General features: G+C 59.0%; 18 protein-coding genes. 8 read left to right on the top strand and 10 right to left on the bottom strand.

Annotation, left to right across the window (positions count from 1 at the left end; all coding sequences use genetic code 11):
- Positions 1 to 122 precede the first annotated feature (122 nt).
- The 9 genes from GOX63_RS15470 to GOX63_RS15430 all read right to left on the bottom strand — a co-directional run bounded on the left by GOX63_RS15470 (position 123) and on the right by GOX63_RS15430 (position 7,112).
- Entirely contained in the window at positions 123 to 902 is a 780-nt protein-coding gene (locus tag GOX63_RS15470; RefSeq protein ID WP_170546312.1) for a succinate dehydrogenase iron-sulfur subunit, read from the bottom strand.
- Between the two features lie 12 nt (positions 903 to 914).
- A complete protein-coding gene (sdhA, locus tag GOX63_RS15465) occupies positions 915 to 2,723 on the bottom strand; it encodes a succinate dehydrogenase flavoprotein subunit (protein WP_170327172.1) in 1,809 nt (602 codons plus the stop codon).
- A gap of 25 nt (positions 2,724 to 2,748) precedes the next feature.
- A complete protein-coding gene (locus GOX63_RS15460) occupies positions 2,749 to 3,120 on the bottom strand; it encodes a succinate dehydrogenase, hydrophobic membrane anchor protein (RefSeq protein WP_170327173.1) in 372 nt (123 codons plus the stop codon).
- Positions 3,121 to 3,131: 11 nt separating this feature from the next.
- Positions 3,132 to 3,515 (bottom strand): succinate dehydrogenase, cytochrome b556 subunit, encoded by a 384-nt coding sequence (sdhC, locus tag GOX63_RS15455; RefSeq protein ID WP_170327174.1) that lies wholly within the window; start codon positions 3,513 to 3,515, stop codon positions 3,132 to 3,134.
- A 213-nt stretch (positions 3,516 to 3,728) separates the two neighbouring features.
- Positions 3,729 to 4,391: a DUF1194 domain-containing protein gene (locus GOX63_RS15450; protein ID WP_170327175.1), complete on the bottom strand. Its 663-nt coding sequence runs from the start codon at positions 4,389 to 4,391 to the stop codon at positions 3,729 to 3,731.
- Between the two features lie 55 nt (positions 4,392 to 4,446).
- Positions 4,447 to 5,475: a MaoC family dehydratase gene (locus GOX63_RS15445; protein ID WP_170546309.1), complete on the bottom strand. Its 1,029-nt coding sequence runs from the start codon at positions 5,473 to 5,475 to the stop codon at positions 4,447 to 4,449.
- Positions 5,475 to 5,681, bottom strand: coding sequence for a DUF1737 domain-containing protein (locus GOX63_RS15440; protein ID WP_170327177.1), 207 nt, complete (start codon positions 5,679 to 5,681; stop codon positions 5,475 to 5,477). The genes GOX63_RS15445 and GOX63_RS15440 overlap by 1 nt, the downstream gene beginning before the upstream one ends.
- Positions 5,682 to 5,693: 12 nt before the next feature.
- The gene (locus GOX63_RS15435; RefSeq protein WP_170327178.1) at positions 5,694 to 6,248 is read right to left on the bottom strand and encodes an NnrU family protein; all 555 of its coding nucleotides are present in this window, start codon (positions 6,246 to 6,248) and stop codon (positions 5,694 to 5,696) included.
- Between the two features lie 6 nt (positions 6,249 to 6,254).
- Positions 6,255 to 7,112, bottom strand: a complete 858-nt coding sequence (locus GOX63_RS15430) for an HpcH/HpaI aldolase/citrate lyase family protein (protein WP_170327179.1) — start codon at positions 7,110 to 7,112, stop codon at positions 6,255 to 6,257.
- A gap of 169 nt (positions 7,113 to 7,281) precedes the next feature.
- On the opposite strand from GOX63_RS15430, the gene GOX63_RS15425 reads away from it, so the two are divergent.
- Positions 7,282 to 7,581: a hypothetical protein gene (locus GOX63_RS15425; protein WP_170327180.1), complete on the top strand. Its 300-nt coding sequence runs from the start codon at positions 7,282 to 7,284 to the stop codon at positions 7,579 to 7,581.
- On the opposite strand, the gene GOX63_RS15420 is transcribed toward GOX63_RS15425, so the two are convergent.
- On the bottom strand, positions 7,578 to 8,333 hold the full coding sequence (locus GOX63_RS15420) for a sulfite exporter TauE/SafE family protein (RefSeq protein WP_170327181.1): 756 nt from the start codon (positions 8,331 to 8,333) through the stop codon (positions 7,578 to 7,580). The two genes, GOX63_RS15425 and GOX63_RS15420, sit on opposite strands and share 4 nt — an antisense overlap.
- A gap of 160 nt (positions 8,334 to 8,493) precedes the next feature.
- Here GOX63_RS15420 and mdh point away from each other — a divergent pair, with 160 nt between their 5' ends.
- The 7 genes from mdh to GOX63_RS15385 all read left to right on the top strand — a co-directional run bounded on the left by mdh (position 8,494) and on the right by GOX63_RS15385 (position 17,387).
- Positions 8,494 to 9,456: a malate dehydrogenase gene (gene mdh / locus GOX63_RS15415; RefSeq protein ID WP_170327182.1), complete on the top strand. Its 963-nt coding sequence runs from the start codon at positions 8,494 to 8,496 to the stop codon at positions 9,454 to 9,456.
- Between the two features lie 140 nt (positions 9,457 to 9,596).
- The gene (locus tag GOX63_RS15410) at positions 9,597 to 10,787 is read left to right on the top strand and encodes a DUF1963 domain-containing protein (protein WP_302478374.1); all 1,191 of its coding nucleotides are present in this window, start codon (positions 9,597 to 9,599) and stop codon (positions 10,785 to 10,787) included.
- 221 nt (positions 10,788 to 11,008) lie between these two features.
- Entirely contained in the window at positions 11,009 to 12,202 is a 1,194-nt protein-coding gene (gene sucC, locus GOX63_RS15405; RefSeq protein ID WP_170327184.1) for an ADP-forming succinate--CoA ligase subunit beta, read from the top strand.
- Positions 12,203 to 12,286: 84 nt separating this feature from the next.
- Entirely contained in the window at positions 12,287 to 13,168 is an 882-nt protein-coding gene (gene sucD, locus GOX63_RS15400) for a succinate--CoA ligase subunit alpha (protein WP_152456828.1), read from the top strand.
- A gap of 9 nt (positions 13,169 to 13,177) precedes the next feature.
- Positions 13,178 to 13,894 (top strand): hypothetical protein, encoded by a 717-nt coding sequence (locus GOX63_RS15395; protein WP_170327185.1) that lies wholly within the window; start codon positions 13,178 to 13,180, stop codon positions 13,892 to 13,894.
- Positions 13,891 to 14,433: a DUF805 domain-containing protein gene (locus tag GOX63_RS15390; RefSeq protein WP_170327186.1), complete on the top strand. Its 543-nt coding sequence runs from the start codon at positions 13,891 to 13,893 to the stop codon at positions 14,431 to 14,433. Before GOX63_RS15395 ends, GOX63_RS15390 begins: the two co-directional genes overlap by 4 nt.
- On the top strand, positions 14,430 to 17,387 hold the full coding sequence (locus GOX63_RS15385) for a 2-oxoglutarate dehydrogenase E1 component (RefSeq protein ID WP_170327187.1): 2,958 nt from the start codon (positions 14,430 to 14,432) through the stop codon (positions 17,385 to 17,387). The genes GOX63_RS15390 and GOX63_RS15385 overlap by 4 nt, the downstream gene beginning before the upstream one ends.
- Position 17,388 lies beyond the last annotated feature (1 nt).

Below are 17,388 nucleotides of genomic sequence, written 5' to 3'. Positions count from 1 at the left end.
TCGGTTCCATCACTCCTCCCTGCAGGCAAGTTAGACCTGAACAGGACAGTTTGCATTGCATAGTTTTGCAAACTCGTCATGCACCTGCCGCAACGCGGCAAGTGCCGTCTTTTTGGCGTCGCTTAGACGCCGCGGTCGATCATCATCTTCTTGATCTCGGCAATCGCCTTGGCCGGGTTCAGACCTTTCGGGCAGGTCTTGGCGCAGTTCATGATCGTGTGGCAACGATACAGCTTGAACGGATCTTCCAACTCGTCCAGACGCTCGCCCGTGGCCTCATCGCGACTGTCAATAATCCAGCGATAGGCGTGCAGCAGAGCCGCGGGCCCAAGGTAACGGTCACCGTTCCACCAGTAGCTCGGGCACGAGGTCGAGCAGCTGGCGCACATCACGCATTCATAGAGGCCATCCAGTTTCTTGCGGTCTTCGATCGACTGCTTCCACTCTTTCACAGGGCGGTTGGTCTTGGTTTCCAGCCACGGCATGATGGATGCGTGCTGAGCGTAAAAGTGGGTCAGATCAGGGATCAGGTCTTTGACCACCGGCATATGCGGCAGCGGGTAAACTTTCACATCTCCCTTGATCTCATCCATGCCATAGATACAGGCCAGCGTGTTGATCCCGTCGATATTCATCGCACAAGAGCCACAGATGCCTTCACGGCACGACCGACGGAACGTCAGGGTCGGATCAATCTCGTTCTTGATCTTGATCAGCGCGTCCAGAACCATCGGGCCGCAGCTGTCCATGTCGACGAAATAGGTGTCGAGCTGCGGGTTTTTGCCGTCTTCCGGGTTCCAGCGATAGATCTGGAATTTCCGTACATTGATCGCGCCTTCCGGCTTGGGCCAGGTTTTGCCCGTGGTGATGCGCGAATTCTTGGGGAGGGTCAGTTGTACCATAAGTTCCTCTCCTTAGAACGTCCGCGCCTTGGGCGCGATTTTCTTGAGGCTGATGCCGCCTTCGTCTTCGGTGGTCAGCGGGTCAACGATGACCGGGCGATAGCTGAGGTCTACCTTGTTGCCCTCAACCCGGCTGACGGTGTGAACGCGCCAGTTTTCGTCATCACGCTCGGTGAAGTCCTCGTGCGCGTGGGCACCGCGGGATTCCTTGCGCGCCTCAGCCCCGACGATGGTGGCCAGAGCGCTTGGCATCAGGTTGGTCAGTTCCAGAGATTCCATCAGGTCGCTGTTCCAGACCAGCGAGCGGTCGGTAACCTTCAGGTCGTCCATTTTAGCAGCGATAACCGTCATCTTCTCGACGCCCTCGGCCATGGTCTTGGCGGTCCGGAACACAGCTGCGTCTTCTTGCATTGTCCGCTGCATCTCAAGCCGCAGATCGGCAGTCGGGATCGCGCCGCTGGCGTTGCGCACAGCGTCAAAGCGATCAAACGCCTTGTCGACCGACGCCTGGTTCAGAACCGGGTTCGGCGCCTTAGCATCAACAACCTCACCCGCTCGGATCGCAGCCGCGCGGCCAAACACCACAAGGTCGATCAGCGAGTTAGAACCCAGACGGTTCGCACCGTGGACCGAGGCACAGCCCGCTTCACCCACAGCCATCAGGCCCGGCACAACACCGGTCGGGTTGTCGGCGGTGGGGTTCAGAACCTCACCCCAATAGTTCGTTGGGATACCGCCCATGTTATAGTGCACGGTCGGCAGAACCGGGATCGGTTCCTTGGTGACGTCGACACCTGCGAAAACACGAGCCGATTCCGAAATCCCCGGCAGACGTTCCGCCAGAGCTTCGGCCGGAAGGTGGCTGAGGTTCAGGTGGATGTGGTCGCCATTGTCACCATGGCCACGACCTTCTCGGATCTCCATGGTCATCGAACGAGAGACATAGTCGCGCGGCGCGAGGTCCTTGTACTGGGGCGCGTAACGCTCCATGAAACGCTCGCCTTCGGAGTTGGTCAGGTAACCACCCTCACCACGCGCGCCTTCGGTAATCAGGCAACCCGAACCGTAGATGCCGGTCGGGTGGAACTGAACGAACTCCATATCCTGCAGCGCCAGACCCGCGCGGGCCACCATACCGCCACCGTCACCGGTGCAGGTATGGGCCGACGTCGCGCTGAAGTAGGCGCGGCCGTAACCGCCAGTCGCCAGCACCACCATCTTGGCGTTGAAGACGTGCATTGTGCCGTCGTCCAGCTTCCAGCAGACGACACCCTGACACTGCCCGTCCTCGGACATGATCAGGTCGATGGCGAAATATTCGATGTAGAATTCGGCGTTGTTCTTCAGCGACTGACCATACAGCGTGTGCAGGATCGCGTGGCCTGTCCGGTCAGCGGCGGCGCAGGTCCGCTGCACTGCGGGGCCTTCGCCGAACTCGGTGGTGTGGCCGCCGAAGGGACGCTGATAGATTTTGCCTTCTTCGGTCCGGCTGAAGGGCACGCCGTAGTGCTCCAACTCATAGACGGCCTTGGGTGCCTCACGGGCGAGGTATTCCATCGCGTCGGTGTCACCCAGCCAGTCCGAGCCCTTGACAGTGTCGTACATGTGCCACTGCCAGTGGTCGGGGCCCATGTTGGAAAGCGATGCGGCGATACCACCCTGTGCCGCGACAGTATGCGAGCGGGTCGGGAAAACCTTGGTCACGCAAGCCGTGCGCAGGCCCTGTTCTGCCATGCCCAGCGTCGCCCGCAGACCTGCACCACCAGCACCTACGACAACGACGTCGTATTCGTGGGTTTCATATTCATATGCTGCTGTCATTGTTATTGTTCCTTACCACGCATCATCACAGGGCCAGCTTGACCAGGGCAAACAGCCCGGCCGCCATCAGCGTGTAGCCCAGGGCCCACATTGCCGCGAGAGAGACTTTCTCAAGCACCCCGTGCACATAGTCCTCAATCGCTTCCTGCGCCTCGTACATCAGTTGCAGCAGACCCACGATCAGCGTGAGCGCCGTGACAATCGCCGGGAACGGACGGCTGAAATAGGCCACCACCTCTTCGTGGGTTCCGCCAATGCCGGCACCGAATGTGAAGATGAAAATCGGAATCAACACGGTCAGGATCATTGCCCGAACCATGACCCGCCAATGGGTGAGTGTGCCGGATTTACCTGCGCCCAGACCCTGCGCGCGCTTGCGGTCAGTCAGATATCGCATGTGCCGTCTCCTTAAACCACAAGTACGGTGATCAGGGTCAGGACGGTCGCACCAACGAACATGCCCAGCCCCAGTTTCTCGGCGGTTTCGATGTCAAGGCAGTAGCCGAAGTCCCAGATGACATGTCGCAGACGGCCCAAGGTGTGATACCACAACCCCCAGGTCGCAGCCGTCAGGATGAGGTCGCCGAACCAGCTGCGCAGAAACCCATCGATCCCCGCAAATGCGCTTTCCGACGTCGATGCGGCCAGCAGCCACCAGACGACCAGAATTGCAACGGCGAACACCCCGATCCCGGTCAAGCGAACCATGATCGAAGACATGGACGTCATCTGGGGGCGATAGATCATAATATGTGGCGAGAGCGGGCGGTTGCCCCGATTGACATCGGCCATGTCGGCTCCTCTTTCGTTGGCTACCCGTCGTTTTACCTGTTTTTGCCAATCTGTCACGTGCTGCGAGCGCAAAAACAGGTAAAATGGGGACAAAATCGCAGATTTCGGAAAATTGTGATCACACAAAATATTACCGTGATCACAAAACTTATATAGCTAAATCAATGTTAGCGTCCCAAGGTTGCGATCATTGTGATCACGAATCTGCAGCACTCACTTTAAAGCGGCGGATTGTTGCGTTACTTCGCGCAAAAGCTTCTTTCGGATCCGTTCAGGATAGTCCGCAAAACCGGCGGCCGAGACAACGAATGCCCCCTCGCCCACAATGACGTTCTCAAAGAAATAGGCGGTCAGGTCGGGTTCGCTTTCCTCGATCGCGATGGCATTGACCGTGATACCCCGGTTGCGCAGCACGCCGTGGACCTCTGTCGGCTCAACCCCTTCGTTCGAAACCCCATCGCCCGAGATGTCGATCAGATGCCGCGTGCAGTCGGATACTTCGTCAAAGCTGGACAGGGTCATTTCAAGCGCCTCACCGATCGCGGTCGAGAAGTTGCGCCAGACCCGGCGGTCGGCGGCGACCTGATCGGCAAACCGTTCGAGCGTGTCGAAACTGTCGATCCGGGTCCACGGTATCGTGATCTTCTGGCGTGAGGCTCCGGTCCACTGCACCAGCATCAACTGCGCCTGCCCGCGCACCAACGCCTCGGACACAAGAGGATCGCGCAGACCGGCAGCCAGACCATCCATCTGAATGCGGTATTCGCTTGTATCGACCGACCCGGACACATCCACCGCCAAGGCCAACGCAAGATCGCAGGCCAGTGCGGGCGGCGTCAGAAAAAGGCAAGCAGCAAGTGAGCGGATCAGGACCATGACCGCAGCCTAGCATGAATGTCGCAGGCTGCGATCAAATCAATGTGGGGTGATGTCAGACCGGCATCAACGCCCAATAGTCCAGGTCCAGTAGAACCTCGGGCTTATACCGACCATCTTCGCCCTTCAGCTCGAAGGGCGCGCCGCCCTTGGTGGCGACCAGTCGCAGACGGATGGCGCCCACACCGGGCACGCTGGTTTCGGCCTTGTCCAGAACCTCGGACCAGGCCTTGATCGTATCGCCTGAAAAGCACGGGTTGGCGTGTGCACCGCCGTTCAGGCCTACAATCATCTGCGCATTGGCCAGGCCGTTGAACGACAGGGCTCGCGCCATCGAAATCACGTGCCCGCCATAGATCAACCGGCCGTCGGGGCGGAAGGTCAGGTCAAAATGCACTTTGGCCGTGTTTTGCCACAGACGAGTGGCCAGCATATGCTCGGCCTCTTCGACGGTCACACCGTCAACGTGGTCAATGGTTTCACCGACCACGTAATCGCCCCAACGATGGGTCTCACCGGATTGAACAAAATCATAGTTCGAGAAATCCAAGCCCTCGGGCACAACCAGATCGCCCGACTCCAGCACCTGTTTCAGGTCCGGCACCACCGCCTCGGGCGCAGGGGCGTCGATATTCGCTTTGCGCACCATCACCCAACGCACATATTCGATCACCACCTCGTCGCGCTGGTTCAGGCCGCGCGTACGCACCCAGACCACTCCGGTCTTGCCGTTCGAATTCTGTTTGACCCCGATCACTTCGGACTCGGACCGCAGCGTGTCACCGGAATAGACCGGTTTCAGCCAACGCCCCTCGGCATAACCCAGATTGGCAACCGCGTTCAGCGAGATATCAGGAACGGTTTTGCCAAACACTATGTGGAACGCCGCCAAATCGTCGATCGGGCTTTGCGGCAGACCACAATTCCGGGCGAACTCGTCCGAAGAATAAAGCGCGTGCCGCGCCGGATAGAGCGCATGATACAACGCACGCTCGCCGTCGGTCACAGTGCGCGGCACTGCGTGATGCAACACCTGCCCGACGGAATAATCCTCGAAAAAGCGGCCCGGATTGGTTTTTGCCATTATTGCTGTCCCAGTTTCATTTCGGGGGAATAGTCGGCCTCGACCTCTTTGGTCACGGCCTGCGCACAGCGCATCATGCGACTGTTTTCGTCATAGGCATAGGACGGGTCGCCATACAGCTCCCACCCTTTTGCCAGTGCATCCGACACCTTGTGGCAGAAGGCGGATGTGTCTTCTTCGGTCAACAGACGATAGAGTTTTGCCATTGTGCCAGATCCTTACGACGGGAACGGAGACGGGCCGACCAGCCCGTGAATGTAGCCGATGATCCCGAACAGCACGATCGAGGCCACAAAGAACATCGCGTCCTTGCCATAGGTGCCGGGTTCAGCCGGGGTCCACTCGGGTTCAGCGCGGTTGATCACAACCACCTCGACCATGGCCCACAGGAACAGACCACCGAACAGGATGATCGACGCCAGATCGCCATTCACCAACAGATGCGCAAAGGCCCATGCCCGGAAACCGGCCAGCATCGGGTGGCGCATCTTGTTCAGCAGGCGGCCCTTCTGACCAGCGGGGCTCATCATGAAGATGGCGATCAGCACCAGCAGGTTGTTGATGTGGATCATGAAGGAAGGCGGCGACCAGACATGGATGAAATCGGTCATGCGATAGCCGAAGATCATCAGCAGCACTGCCGCAACCAGCGCCAGCGCCACCGCGCCTTTGCCACCATTGCCCATGGCCGCGCGCTGCGCCGGCATCACACGTTTGAACAGATGAGCGGCCCACCAAAGCGCCACCCCAAGGATCAGAAGAACAAAGCCCATGCTGGCTTACCCCGCTTGCAAAGCTGAAATTGCCTCCGCTTTTGCCAGAATTTCACGGGCAGTTACAACATGCAGATTTTCAACAATCTTCCCGTCTACGACAGCGACACCCTGCCCCTGCGACTCGACCTCTTCAAAGGCCGCAATCTGGCGGCGGGCCAGGTCGATTTCGGTATCCGATGGGGCATAGGCTGCATTGGTTATATCCACCTGTGCCGGATGGATCAGGGTCTTGCCGTCAAAGCCCATATCGCGGCCTTGTTCACATTCAGCGGCCAGACCTTCGCCATCCTTGAAGGCATTATAGACCCCATCGACAATGATCAGACCTTCGGCCTTGGCGGCCAGCAGGCACAGTCCCAGCGAGGTCATCATCGGCAACCGATCCGGGCGGAAGCGGGTCTGCAACTCCTTGGCCAGATCATTGGTGCCCATGACGAAACCAGCCATCAGCGGGTGCGCGGCAATCTCGGCCGCATTCAGCATCCCGCGCGGGGTTTCCATCATCGCCCAGATCGGCATGTCACCGGTGATTTCCGCGAGCGCGTCCACGTCGGCGGCGGAGTTTACCTTGGGCAGCAGCACCACATCCGCATCCATCTCGCGCACCGCTTCGGCATCGGCGCGGCCCCATTCGGTATCCAGCCCGTTGATGCGAACGATCTTGACCCGCGAACCATAGCCCCCGGCTGCCAGAGCCGCCTTGAGAGTTTCACGCGCATTGGGCTTTTCGTCGGCCGAGACCGCGTCTTCGAGGTCAAAGATGATCGCATCCACCGGCAAGCTACGCGCCTTATCCAGCGCCCGGTCACGTGAGCCGGGGATATAGAGAACGGAACGATAGGGGCGCTGACGGGGGTCCATTGGCCTCTCCCTTTGAAAGAATGTTGCGCGGAATGGGCCATTTTTTGCCGGAAAGTTCAAGAGGAAATTTGCCGCAACGCAGCATACGTGGCGCAACGCGCGGAGTTTTAACCAGATTTCTGCACCCCACCCGCACCCTGTTTGCAGATGGAATCGAAAGGGGTGAGAGATGAAAAAGACGCTTTTCAAAATGACGATGGGCCTTGGAATCATGGTTCTGGCCGCGCAACAGGTACAGGCCCGCACCTGCGCCCCGCGCGAGGATGTGGTGAAACGGCTGGCCGAGACCTATGGCGAGACACGCCGCGGCATTGGCATTGCCCGGCAGGGTGCAGTGATGGAGGTCTATGCCTCGGACCAGACAGGCAGCTGGACCATCACTGTAACCCTGCCCGACGGAATGACCTGCCTGATCGCCACGGGACAGGCCTTTGAGCAGATGGCCGAGGCGCTGCCCCCCAACGTCTAGGTCAGCGCATCCCAGATCAGTTTGCTGCCGGTCATGGTCAGCAGCACATAGGCGATGCCGAAGAACAGGCGCTCGGACAGCATGAAATGCGCCCGGACGCCCAACCATGCGCCGAGGATGGCGAAGGGGGTCAGAAGAAGATCCGCCAGCGCCGTGTGCCAGGTGAACAGGCCGAGATAGGCGTAGGGTATGAACTTTGCGCTATTGATGACCCAGAAGACCAGCACAGTGGACGCCTGAAACTCGGTTTTCGACAGGCGTTGAGACAAAAGGTACACGGCGGCAGGCGGACCGCCCGCGTGGCTGACGAAGCTGGTAAAGCCCGCGACCAGACCTGCGAACAGCCCGGCTGGGGATGGCAGGCGGTTGGCAAACCCACGGATCAGGCCCTTGCTCTGCGCCATATGCCAGATCACGAAACCGACCGAGATCCCTCCGATCAACAACCGCAACAGGTCGTCATCCGTCGCGCGATACAGCCACGCGCCCAGCGCAACACCCGGCACAGCGCCCAGGATCAACAGGCGTGAATCCGGCCAGCTCCAGCGTTTCCAGTATGGGCCAAGGGTGGCCACATCGATCACCATCAGGATCGGCAGCATCAACGCCAACGCCTGTCCGGGCGTGAGGATTAGCGCCAGAATCGACGACGACGCGAACGCCACACCCGAGCCGAACCCACCCTTCGAGATGCCGGCAAAGATCACCGCAGGGATCGCCACAGCAAAAAACATCAGGTCCAATTCGAACATGTGGCATCCCGTGAATAGGCTTGTCTATCAGGCCGTTTAGCGCAAACCCTGGCACCATACAAACGGTATGCGGTCGTATGCCACGCGGCATAACCCTTGCGCGAAAGCCATTTACCGACTAGCACAACCGCGATTTCAAAACCGACCGGAGATTTTCCAAATGGCCAGACCCAAGATCGCGCTGATCGGCGCAGGTCAGATCGGCGGCACGCTCGCCCACCTCGCAGCAATGAAAGAACTTGGTGACGTTGTCCTGTTCGACATCGCCGAAGGCACCCCGGAAGGCAAGGCGCTGGACATCGCTGAATCCGGTCCCTCGGAAGGTTTCGATGCCAAGTTGAAAGGCACCCAGTCCTATGAGGACATCGCTGGCGCCGACGTCTGCATCGTGACCGCAGGTGTGCCGCGCAAGCCGGGCATGAGCCGCGACGACCTGCTGGGCATCAACCTGAAGGTCATGAAGTCGGTCGGCGAAGGCATCGCCGCCAATGCACCCGATGCGTTCGTCATCTGCATCACCAACCCGCTGGACGCGATGGTCTGGGCTCTGCGTGAGTTCTCGGGCCTGCCGCACAACAAGGTCTGCGGCATGGCAGGCGTTCTGGACTCGGGCCGTTTCGCCCACTTCCTGTCGGAAGAGTTCAACGTTTCGATGCGCGACGTGACCGCGTTCGTTCTGGGCGGCCACGGCGACACCATGGTGCCGTCGGTTCGTTACTCGACCGTTGCCGGTATCCCGCTGCCCGATCTGGTCGAGATGGGCTGGACCACGCAAGAAAAGCTGGACGCCATCGTACAGCGCACCCGTGACGGCGGCGCCGAGATTGTTGGCCTGCTGAAAACCGGTTCGGCCTTCTATGCGCCTGCCACTTCGGCAATCGAAATGGCCGAAGCCTATCTGAAAGACCAGAAGCGCGTTCTGCCCTGCGCCGCCTATTGCGATGGCGAACTGGGTGTCGAAGGCATGTATGTCGGCGTGCCCACCGTGATCGGCGCGGGCGGCATCGAGCGTGTCGTCGACATCAAGCTGAACGAAGAAGAGCAGGCCGGTTTCGACAACTCGGTCAACGCTGTAAAGGGCCTGATCGAAGCGTGCAAAGGCATCGACAGCTCGCTGGCTTAAAGCTCAATGCGTTGAAAATGCAACGTTTCCAGAGCGCCCTTTCGGGCGCTCTTTTCGTTTCTACGTAGTTGCCTACCATTCTCGCCACGATCTTACCGAGAATTGACTTGCCAAAAATTGACCCCATCGTCGTGTCAAGGATGCCCCTTGGCTGTGTGAACTGGAACGAAACGGACAGCTATATAGGGGGTCTGCCAATGCTGGGCGAACATCCCTGGCCGCGCACACCTGCTGGCGTACCCCTTACCTTCTGTGCCCAGATAGATCTGGAAACTGTAACCGCGTTGCGCCCTGATACAGGTCTACCACAAACAGGTTTGCTTCTGTTTTTCTGCGATACTGTCCAAAACCAACACGGCAGTGTCGTATATCTTGGAACTGCAGGTTCACTTCGGCAGCCACCCGCGCGAACGCCACACGCATTTGGGGAATATTACGGGCGAAGCCTTCTGAAGCACGACAATCCGCTGTGCGTGGTCCATACTCTGCCGTGCTGGCCCGTAGAATTCCACTCTGCCCCCTATGAGGAGGAGGTCGACGACGATGGCAACGACCCGTTAGAGTTGGAAGCTGCCAACCCTGAGTTTTGCAGACCACGGTTGGTGGACCTCTTGATCGAACACAAACTCGCCCCTGATGCCGCGCTAAGGGAAACCGGGTTTGTTTGGCATGCCAGTGTTAAGATACTAGCCGGGCATCTCATACGGGAACTTTCCGCGTGCCGCGAAACTCTATTGGCGCAGATTATACCGGACACTATGAAATCCCGGGCGCAACGCGCTTGGATCAAGCATGCGCCGTTACGCTGGACAAAGGGGTATAAGCCGTTTCGCAAATTCGTCTTGGATTTGTGGTCTTGGTCTCAGGAACAACCTGCTTGGGCAGAGTTGCACGACGAAGACCGTAAACGTCTTTGGCAATCAACCGAGAGGCTCGACGAAGAGTTCCGTAGGTTTGCACCTGACACTCGAAGCCTCTATTCCGTTGGACTGGGCGGAGCTGAGAAACTGGCGCGTGACACCGTGAGACATGCGGTAACTGGCGGCGATGAGGCCTGGCTGGCTCTGCCAGAACCCGTGCGGGAACACATCAACAATCACGAACTCGCCCCGGGCGACGATCCAGAGCGCCACCAGATGTTTGGTCAGGGCAGAATGGTTCAAGCCGGTGTTTACGAACGCCTCAATCAACTGCTGCTTCTGCAGCTGACCTATGACAGTTTCGGGTCGCTGTGGCCCGGCGATGTTGGTATCATGACGTGGTGGATCAGACCTGAGCATTTGAAAGCACGAGAATGGGCGCAGACCGAATTCATGTTCGAATGCCACTAACGCCGGCCAATTTGCAAGATTCGCAAAGCTGGCAACCGCGCAGACCCTAGATTGTCATGCCGACGGGACTGATCTGCGGGTTTGTGATCACACCCAAAAAACCTGTGATCACAAATGTTGAAAATCTTCGCCAAAAACCGCACTGGCGTAAAAAAACCCTTTATAAATGCCCCATAGACATCTCTATAACGGTGTAATCGTAGTCAGACAGGACAGTTTCGATGAACATTCACGAATATCAGGCCAAAGCTCTTCTTCGCAGCTATGGCGCTCCGGTCTCCGAAGGTCGCGCGGTTCTGCGCGCCGAGGAAGCCAAAACCGCAGCCGGTGAACTGGATGGCCCTCTGTGGGTTGTCAAAGCCCAAATTCACGCGGGTGGCCGCGGCAAGGGTTCTTTCAAAGAGGCCGATGCCGGTGAAAAGGGCGGTGTCCGTCTGACCAAGTCGGTTGAAGAGGCTGCCGAAGAAGCCAAGAAGATGCTGGGCCGCACGCTGGTCACGCATCAGACCGGCCCCGCGGGCAAGCAGGTCAACCGCATCTATATCGAGGCCGGTTCCGGCATCGAGCGTGAACTGTATCTGGCCTTGCTGGTAGACCGCCAGACCAGCCGCATTTCGTTCGTCTGCTCGACCGAAGGCGGCATGGACATCGAAGAAGTGGCCGAAGCCACGCCCGAGAAAATCCTGTCCTTCTCGGTCGACCCGGCCACCGGTTATCAGCCCTATCACGGCCGTCGCATCGCCTTCTCGCTGGGTCTGGAAGGCCCGCAGGTCAAACAGTGCGTCAAGCTGATGGGTCAGCTCTACCAAGCCTTCGTCGAGAAGGACATGGAGATGCTGGAAATCAACCCGCTGATCGTGGCCGAAGGCGGCGACCTCAAGGTGCTGGACGCCAAGCTGGGCTTTGACGGCAACGCGGTTTACCGCCACCCCGACATCGCCGAGCTGCGCGACACGACCGAGGAAGACCCCAAGGAACTGGAAGCCTCCAAGTACGACCTGAACTACATCGCGCTGGATGGTGAGATCGGGTGCATGGTGAACGGCGCCGGTCTGGCAATGGCTACCATGGACATCATCAAGCTGTACGGCGCCGAGCCTGCCAACTTCCTCGACGTAGGTGGCGGAGCGACCAAAGAGAAAGTCACCGAAGCGTTCAAAATCATCACCTCGGACCCGAACGTCAAAGGCATTCTGGTCAACATCTTCGGCGGCATCATGCGCTGTGACGTCATCGCCGAGGGCGTTGTCGCCGCGGTGAAAGAGGTTGGCCTGCAAGTTCCGCTGGTCGTGCGTCTGGAAGGTACGAATGTCGAGAAGGGCAAAGAGATCATCAACACCTCTGGCCTGGACGTGATCGCGGCGGACAACCTGAAAGACGGTGCCGAGAAGATCGTGAAGGCCGTCAAAGGCTAATCCCAATTCCGCGGGGCGGGCCTTGTTCCGCCTTTCCGAAGAATTCTGGCAGGCTGAGGCCCGCCTAACAAAGGAGAACGCCAGATGGCAGTCCTCATCGACGAAAACACCAAAGTGATCTGTCAGGGCTTTACCGGCTCGCAGGGCACATTCCACTCTGAACAGGCCATCGCTTATGGCACCAAGATGGTCGGCGGCGTGACCCCCGGCAAAGGCGGGATGGAGCATCTGGGCCTGCCCGTGTTCAACTCGGTCCACGAAGCCAAGCATGTGACCGAAGCCAACGCCTCGGTGATCTATGTTCCGCCGCCCTTCGCGGCCGACTCGATCCTCGAAGCGATTGATGCCGAGATGGAAGTGATCGTCTGCATCACCGAAGGCATCCCGGTTCTGGACATGATGAAGGTGAAGCGCGCGCTGGAAGGTTCCAAATCGCGCCTGATCGGCCCGAACTGCCCCGGCGTCATCACGCCGGATGCCTGCAAGATCGGCATCATGCCCGGCCACATCCACAAGCGCGGCTCGGTCGGCGTTGTGTCACGTTCGGGCACCCTGACCTATGAGGCCGTCAAGCAGACCACCGATGTGGGTCTGGGCCAGTCCACCTGCGTGGGCATCGGCGGCGACCCGATCAAAGGCACCGAGCATATCGACGTGCTGGAGTGGTTCCTGGCGGATGACGAAACCGAGTCGATCATCATGATCGGTGAAATCGGTGGCTCGGCCGAAGAAGAAGCTGCGCAGTTCCTGGCGGATGAGGCCAAAAAGGGCCGCAAAAAGCCGACCGCCGGTTTCATTGCCGGCCGCACGGCTCCTCCGGGCCGCCGAATGGGCCACGCGGGCGCGATCGTCGCCGGCGGCAAAGGCGGTGCCGAGGACAAGATCGAAGCCATGCGCTCGGCCGGTATCGTTGTGGCCGAAAGCCCGGCTCAGCTGGGTGAGGCTGTGCTGGAAGCGATTGGGTAAGTAACGTTGATGAGCCTCGCTAGAGTTTCAATTCTCGCGCTAGCTTCTTTTCTTTTGGCAGCACCAATTGCGGCAGAAGAAGTGTCCGCCATTGCGACAATTGATATGTGCGAGGCTCGCTACTCCTCCATTACAGACCTTGTGGAGCGAGCAGAAGGCTTGGGTTGGAAGCGAGTCAAAGGCGCGGAGGCTGAAAAAGTAGTCGACCGAACCGTTTGGATTGGGTTGCCTTTTCTCAAGTCGGACGAGATTGACCCAGACGATCCAAACGGAACCTTCTGCGGAGGGTTTGCCATGGATTGCCACCTCCCTGAAGTTGGTCAAGCACCCTTGAACGATCAAGCTCACAACGTGGCTTTTTCCTCCGGCACTTCCGCGCTTCTTATTCTTGTTGATTTCGGGGGCGCGGGCCAGCATTTCAAAGCAGACTTTGTGGAATACAAAAGCTCTTGCACTGCAATCTTTGGGCAGGGCAAAGCCTCTCGTGAGCTCGGAAGCGCCTTTAGCCGACCGGAATTGAAAAGAAACCCGTCTGGCACATCGCAGGTGATCTCGGAACGCACGAGAAACCCGAAACTTGATTGGCCATATCCTCAGATCACTCACAGCACTTCCATTCATGCACCTTATGCACACATACTTGAGGTCAAGGACTTGGAATGGCTTAACTATGTAACAGGTTTTGGAACCGGATACTCCTACACGTACCAAGCGGGGGATTCATGACCTTCTCCGACGCCATCCGAACCTGTTTCTCCAAGTTCTTCACCTTCTCGGGTCGTGCCTCACGGCCCGAATATTGGTTCTTTTTCCTGTTCATCGTGATCTGGAGCTTCATCGCTGGGATCATCGACGCGCAGTTCTTCACGCAGGTTTCGGTCAGCCAGAGCGATGAGGTGAAATCCGTCACCGCCACGTCCTCGGCACCGGTCCAGAGCATTGTGACCCTGATCGTGTTCTTCCCGCATCTGGCCGTCGCATGGCGGCGGATGCATGATACCGGGCGCAGCGGGCTATACGCTCTGCTGCCGATCCTGCTGATTGTCGGGGCCTTTGCTGTTCTGGTCTTTGGTATCGGCCTTGCTTCGCATTTCCAGCATGGTGGCAATCTGGACATCCTGTTCACTCGCGCCACTTTGCTGGTCGTTCTTCCGACACTGCTGATCCTGTTTGTGTCGCCCCTCCTGGTTCTGTGGTGGCTGACCCGCCCGTCTCAACCAGGCACCAACCAATACGGTCCCAACCCATATGAGGTAGCCCAATGACCGAACATACGCCCAATTCCGCGTTTCACGCCTCAAGCTTTATGCAGGGGCACAATGCCGAGTATCTGGAGCAGCTTTATGCCCAGTACACCAAGAACCCCGGCGCGGTGGATGCCGCCTGGGCCGAGTTCTTCAAGGCCATGGGTGACGCCACGCCAGACGTTCAGCGCGAGGCCGAGGGGCCGTCCTGGGCGCGGACCGACTGGCCGCCGATGCCGGCGGATGATCTGACCGGTGCGCTGACCGGCGAATGGGCCGAGATCGACGCCAAAGCGGCGGGCAAGAAGATCAAGGACAAGGCTGCGGACAAGGGCGTTCAGGTCAGCGAAGATCAGGTCAAGCGTGCGGTGCTGGACAGCCTGCGGGCGCTGATGCTGATCCGGGCTTATCGGATCCGGGGCCATCTGGCCGCCAATCTGGACCCGCTGGGTATGCGCGCCGCCAGCACGCACCCCGAGTTGGACCCCAAAACCTATGGCTTTACCGAAGCCGACATGGACCGGCCGATCTTTATCGACAACGTTCTGGGCTTGCAGATGGCCTCGATGCGCCAGATCGTGGAGATCGTGAAACGGACCTATTGCGGTACCTTCGCGCTGCAATACATGCACATTTCTGATCCCGAACAGGCCGCGTGGCTGAAAGAGCGGATTGAGGGATACGGCAAGGAAATCCAGTTCACCAAGGAAGGCCGCAAGGCGATCCTGAACAAGATGGTTGAGGCCGAAGGCTTCGAAAAATTCCTGCACGTCAAGTACATGGGCACCAAGCGGTTCGGTCTGGACGGCGGTGAGGCGCTGATCCCCGCGATGGAGCAGATCATCAAGCGCGGCGGCGCATTGGGGATCAAGGACATCGTCATCGGGATGCCGCACCGGGGCCGTCTGAACATCCTCGCCAACGTGATGAGCAAACCTTATCGCGCGATCTTCAACGAATTCCAGGGCGGCAGCTTCAAGCCCGAAGACGTGGATGGATCGGGCGACGTGAAATACCACCTCGGCGCCTCCAGCGATCGTGAGTTTGATGGCAACAGCGTGCACCTGTCGCTGACCGCAAACCCCTCGCACCTTGAGGCGGTGAACCCGGTGGTGCTGGGCAAGGTCCGCGCCAAGCAGGATCAGTTGAACGACACCGACCGTACCGCAGTGATGGGCATCCTGCTGCACGGCGACGCGGCCTTTGCCGGTCAGGGTGTTGTGGCCGAAGGCTTTGGCCTGTCCGGTCTGCGCGGTCACAAGACCGGCGGCACCATGCATATCGTGGTCAACAACCAGATCGGCTTTACCACCGCGCCGCACTTCTCGCGCTCCAGCCCATATCCCACCGATATTGCGCTGATGGTCGAGGCGCCGATCTTCCACGTGAATGGTGACGACCCCGAGGCCGTGGTTCACGCCGCCAAGGTTGCGACCGAGTTCCGTCAGAAGTTCCACAAGGACGTGGTCATCGACATCTTCTGCTATCGCCGGTTTGGTCACAACGAGGGTGACGAGCCCATGTTCACCAACCCGATCATGTACAAGAAGATCAAGACGCATAAGACCACGCTGTCGCTGTACACAGAACGTCTGGTCAAAGACGGCCTGATCCCGGAGGGCGAGATCGAGGACATGAAAGCTGCCTTCCAGGCGCATCTGAACGATGAGTTCGAGGCCGGCAAAGACTACAAGCCCAACAAGGCCGACTGGCTGGACGGGCGTTGGTCGCATCTGGACAAGAACAAAGAGGAATACGTGCGCGGCGAAACCGCGATCACGCCGAAAACCATGGCCGAGATCGGCAACGCGCTGACGCACGCGCCTGAGGATATCGCCCTGCACAAGACCGTGGGCCGCCTGCTGGACCACAAGAAACAGATGTTCGACAGCGGCAAGGGCTTTGACTGGGCCACCGGTGAAGCGCTGGCCTTTGGCTCGCTGCTGACCGAAGGGTTCCCGGTGCGTCTGTCCGGTCAAGACGCGACGCGCGGCACGTTCAGCCAGCGTCACTCGGGCTTTGTCCACCAGGAAAGCGAAGAGCGGTACTACCCGCTGAACAACATCCGTGCAGGCCAGTCGAAATACGAAGTGATCGACTCGATGCTGTCGGAATACGCGGTTCTAGGTTTCGAATACGGCTATTCGCTGGCCGAACCGAACGCGCTGACCCTGTGGGAGGCGCAGTTTGGCGACTTCGCCAACGGTGCACAGATCATGTTCGACCAGTTCATCAGCTCGGGCGAAAGCAAATGGCTGCGGATGTCCGGTCTGGTGACCCTGCTGCCGCACGGTTTCGAAGGCCAAGGCCCCGAGCACTCCTCGGCGCGTCTGGAGCGGTTCCTGCAGATGTGCGGTCAGGACAACTGGATCGTGGCGAACTGTACGACGCCTGCGAACTATTTCCACATCCTGCGCCGTCAGCTGCACCGCACCTTCCGCAAGCCGCTGATCCTGGTGACCCCGAAATCGCTGCTGCGCCACAAGCTGGCAGTCAGCACGGCCGATGAGTTCACCACCGGTTCCAGCTTCCACCGGGTGCTGTGGGACGATGCGCAACAGGGCAATTCGGAGACCAAGCTGGTCAAGGACGACAAAATCAAACGGGTCGTGATGTGTTCCGGCAAGGTCTACTATGACCTGCTGGAAGAACGCGACGCCCGTGGGATCGACGATGTCTACCTGATGCGGATCGAGCAGTTCTACCCCTTCCCCGCCCACTCGCTGATCAATGAGCTTGAGCGTTTCAAGGGGGCCGAAATGGTCTGGTGTCAGGAAGAGCCCAAGAACCAGGGCGCCTGGACCTTTATCGAACCCAATATCGAATGGGTGCTGACCCGCATCGGTGCCAAACACACACGGCCGCTCTATGTCGGTCGCGCCACTTCGGCCTCGCCCGCCACGGGTCTGGCCAGCCAACACAAAGCCCAACAAGAGGCGCTCGTGAACGAAGCGCTGAGCATCGAAGGAAAGTAAA

It is taken from the genome of Ruegeria arenilitoris, from assembly GCF_013031355.1.
In the GTDB taxonomy this organism is placed as follows: domain Bacteria; phylum Pseudomonadota; class Alphaproteobacteria; order Rhodobacterales; family Rhodobacteraceae; genus Ruegeria; species Ruegeria arenilitoris_C.
Note: the sequence above shows the minus strand (reverse complement) of the source record. Positions and strands in the feature narration are given on the sequence as shown.

Coding starts and splice junctions, on each gene's coding strand:
- GOX63_RS15420 (WP_170327181.1), bottom strand. CDS start 8,333: ATGTTCGAATTGGACCTGATGTTTTTTGCTGTGGCGATCCCTGCGGTG.
- GOX63_RS15450 (WP_170327175.1), bottom strand. CDS start 4,391: ATGGTCCTGATCCGCTCACTTGCTGCTTGCCTTTTTCTGACGCCGCCC.
- GOX63_RS15445 (WP_170546309.1), bottom strand. CDS start 5,475: ATGGCAAAAACCAATCCGGGCCGCTTTTTCGAGGATTATTCCGTCGGG.
- GOX63_RS15385 (WP_170327187.1), top strand. CDS start 14,430: ATGACCGAACATACGCCCAATTCCGCGTTTCACGCCTCAAGCTTTATG.
- mdh (WP_170327182.1), top strand. CDS start 8,494: ATGGCCAGACCCAAGATCGCGCTGATCGGCGCAGGTCAGATCGGCGGC.
- sdhA (WP_170327172.1), bottom strand. CDS start 2,723: ATGACAGCAGCATATGAATATGAAACCCACGAATACGACGTCGTTGTC.
- sucC (WP_170327184.1), top strand. CDS start 11,009: ATGAACATTCACGAATATCAGGCCAAAGCTCTTCTTCGCAGCTATGGC.
- sucD (WP_152456828.1), top strand. CDS start 12,287: ATGGCAGTCCTCATCGACGAAAACACCAAAGTGATCTGTCAGGGCTTT.
- GOX63_RS15435 (WP_170327178.1), bottom strand. CDS start 6,248: ATGGGCTTTGTTCTTCTGATCCTTGGGGTGGCGCTTTGGTGGGCCGCT.
- GOX63_RS15390 (WP_170327186.1), top strand. CDS start 13,891: ATGACCTTCTCCGACGCCATCCGAACCTGTTTCTCCAAGTTCTTCACC.
- GOX63_RS15430 (WP_170327179.1), bottom strand. CDS start 7,112: ATGGACCCCCGTCAGCGCCCCTATCGTTCCGTTCTCTATATCCCCGGC.
- GOX63_RS15395 (WP_170327185.1), top strand. CDS start 13,178: ATGAGCCTCGCTAGAGTTTCAATTCTCGCGCTAGCTTCTTTTCTTTTG.
- GOX63_RS15440 (WP_170327177.1), bottom strand. CDS start 5,681: ATGGCAAAACTCTATCGTCTGTTGACCGAAGAAGACACATCCGCCTTC.
- sdhC (WP_170327174.1), bottom strand. CDS start 3,515: ATGGCCGATGTCAATCGGGGCAACCGCCCGCTCTCGCCACATATTATG.
- GOX63_RS15470 (WP_170546312.1), bottom strand. CDS start 902: ATGGTACAACTGACCCTCCCCAAGAATTCGCGCATCACCACGGGCAAA.
- GOX63_RS15410 (WP_302478374.1), top strand. CDS start 9,597: ATGCCCCTTGGCTGTGTGAACTGGAACGAAACGGACAGCTATATAGGG.
- GOX63_RS15460 (WP_170327173.1), bottom strand. CDS start 3,120: ATGCGATATCTGACTGACCGCAAGCGCGCGCAGGGTCTGGGCGCAGGT.
- GOX63_RS15425 (WP_170327180.1), top strand. CDS start 7,282: ATGAAAAAGACGCTTTTCAAAATGACGATGGGCCTTGGAATCATGGTT.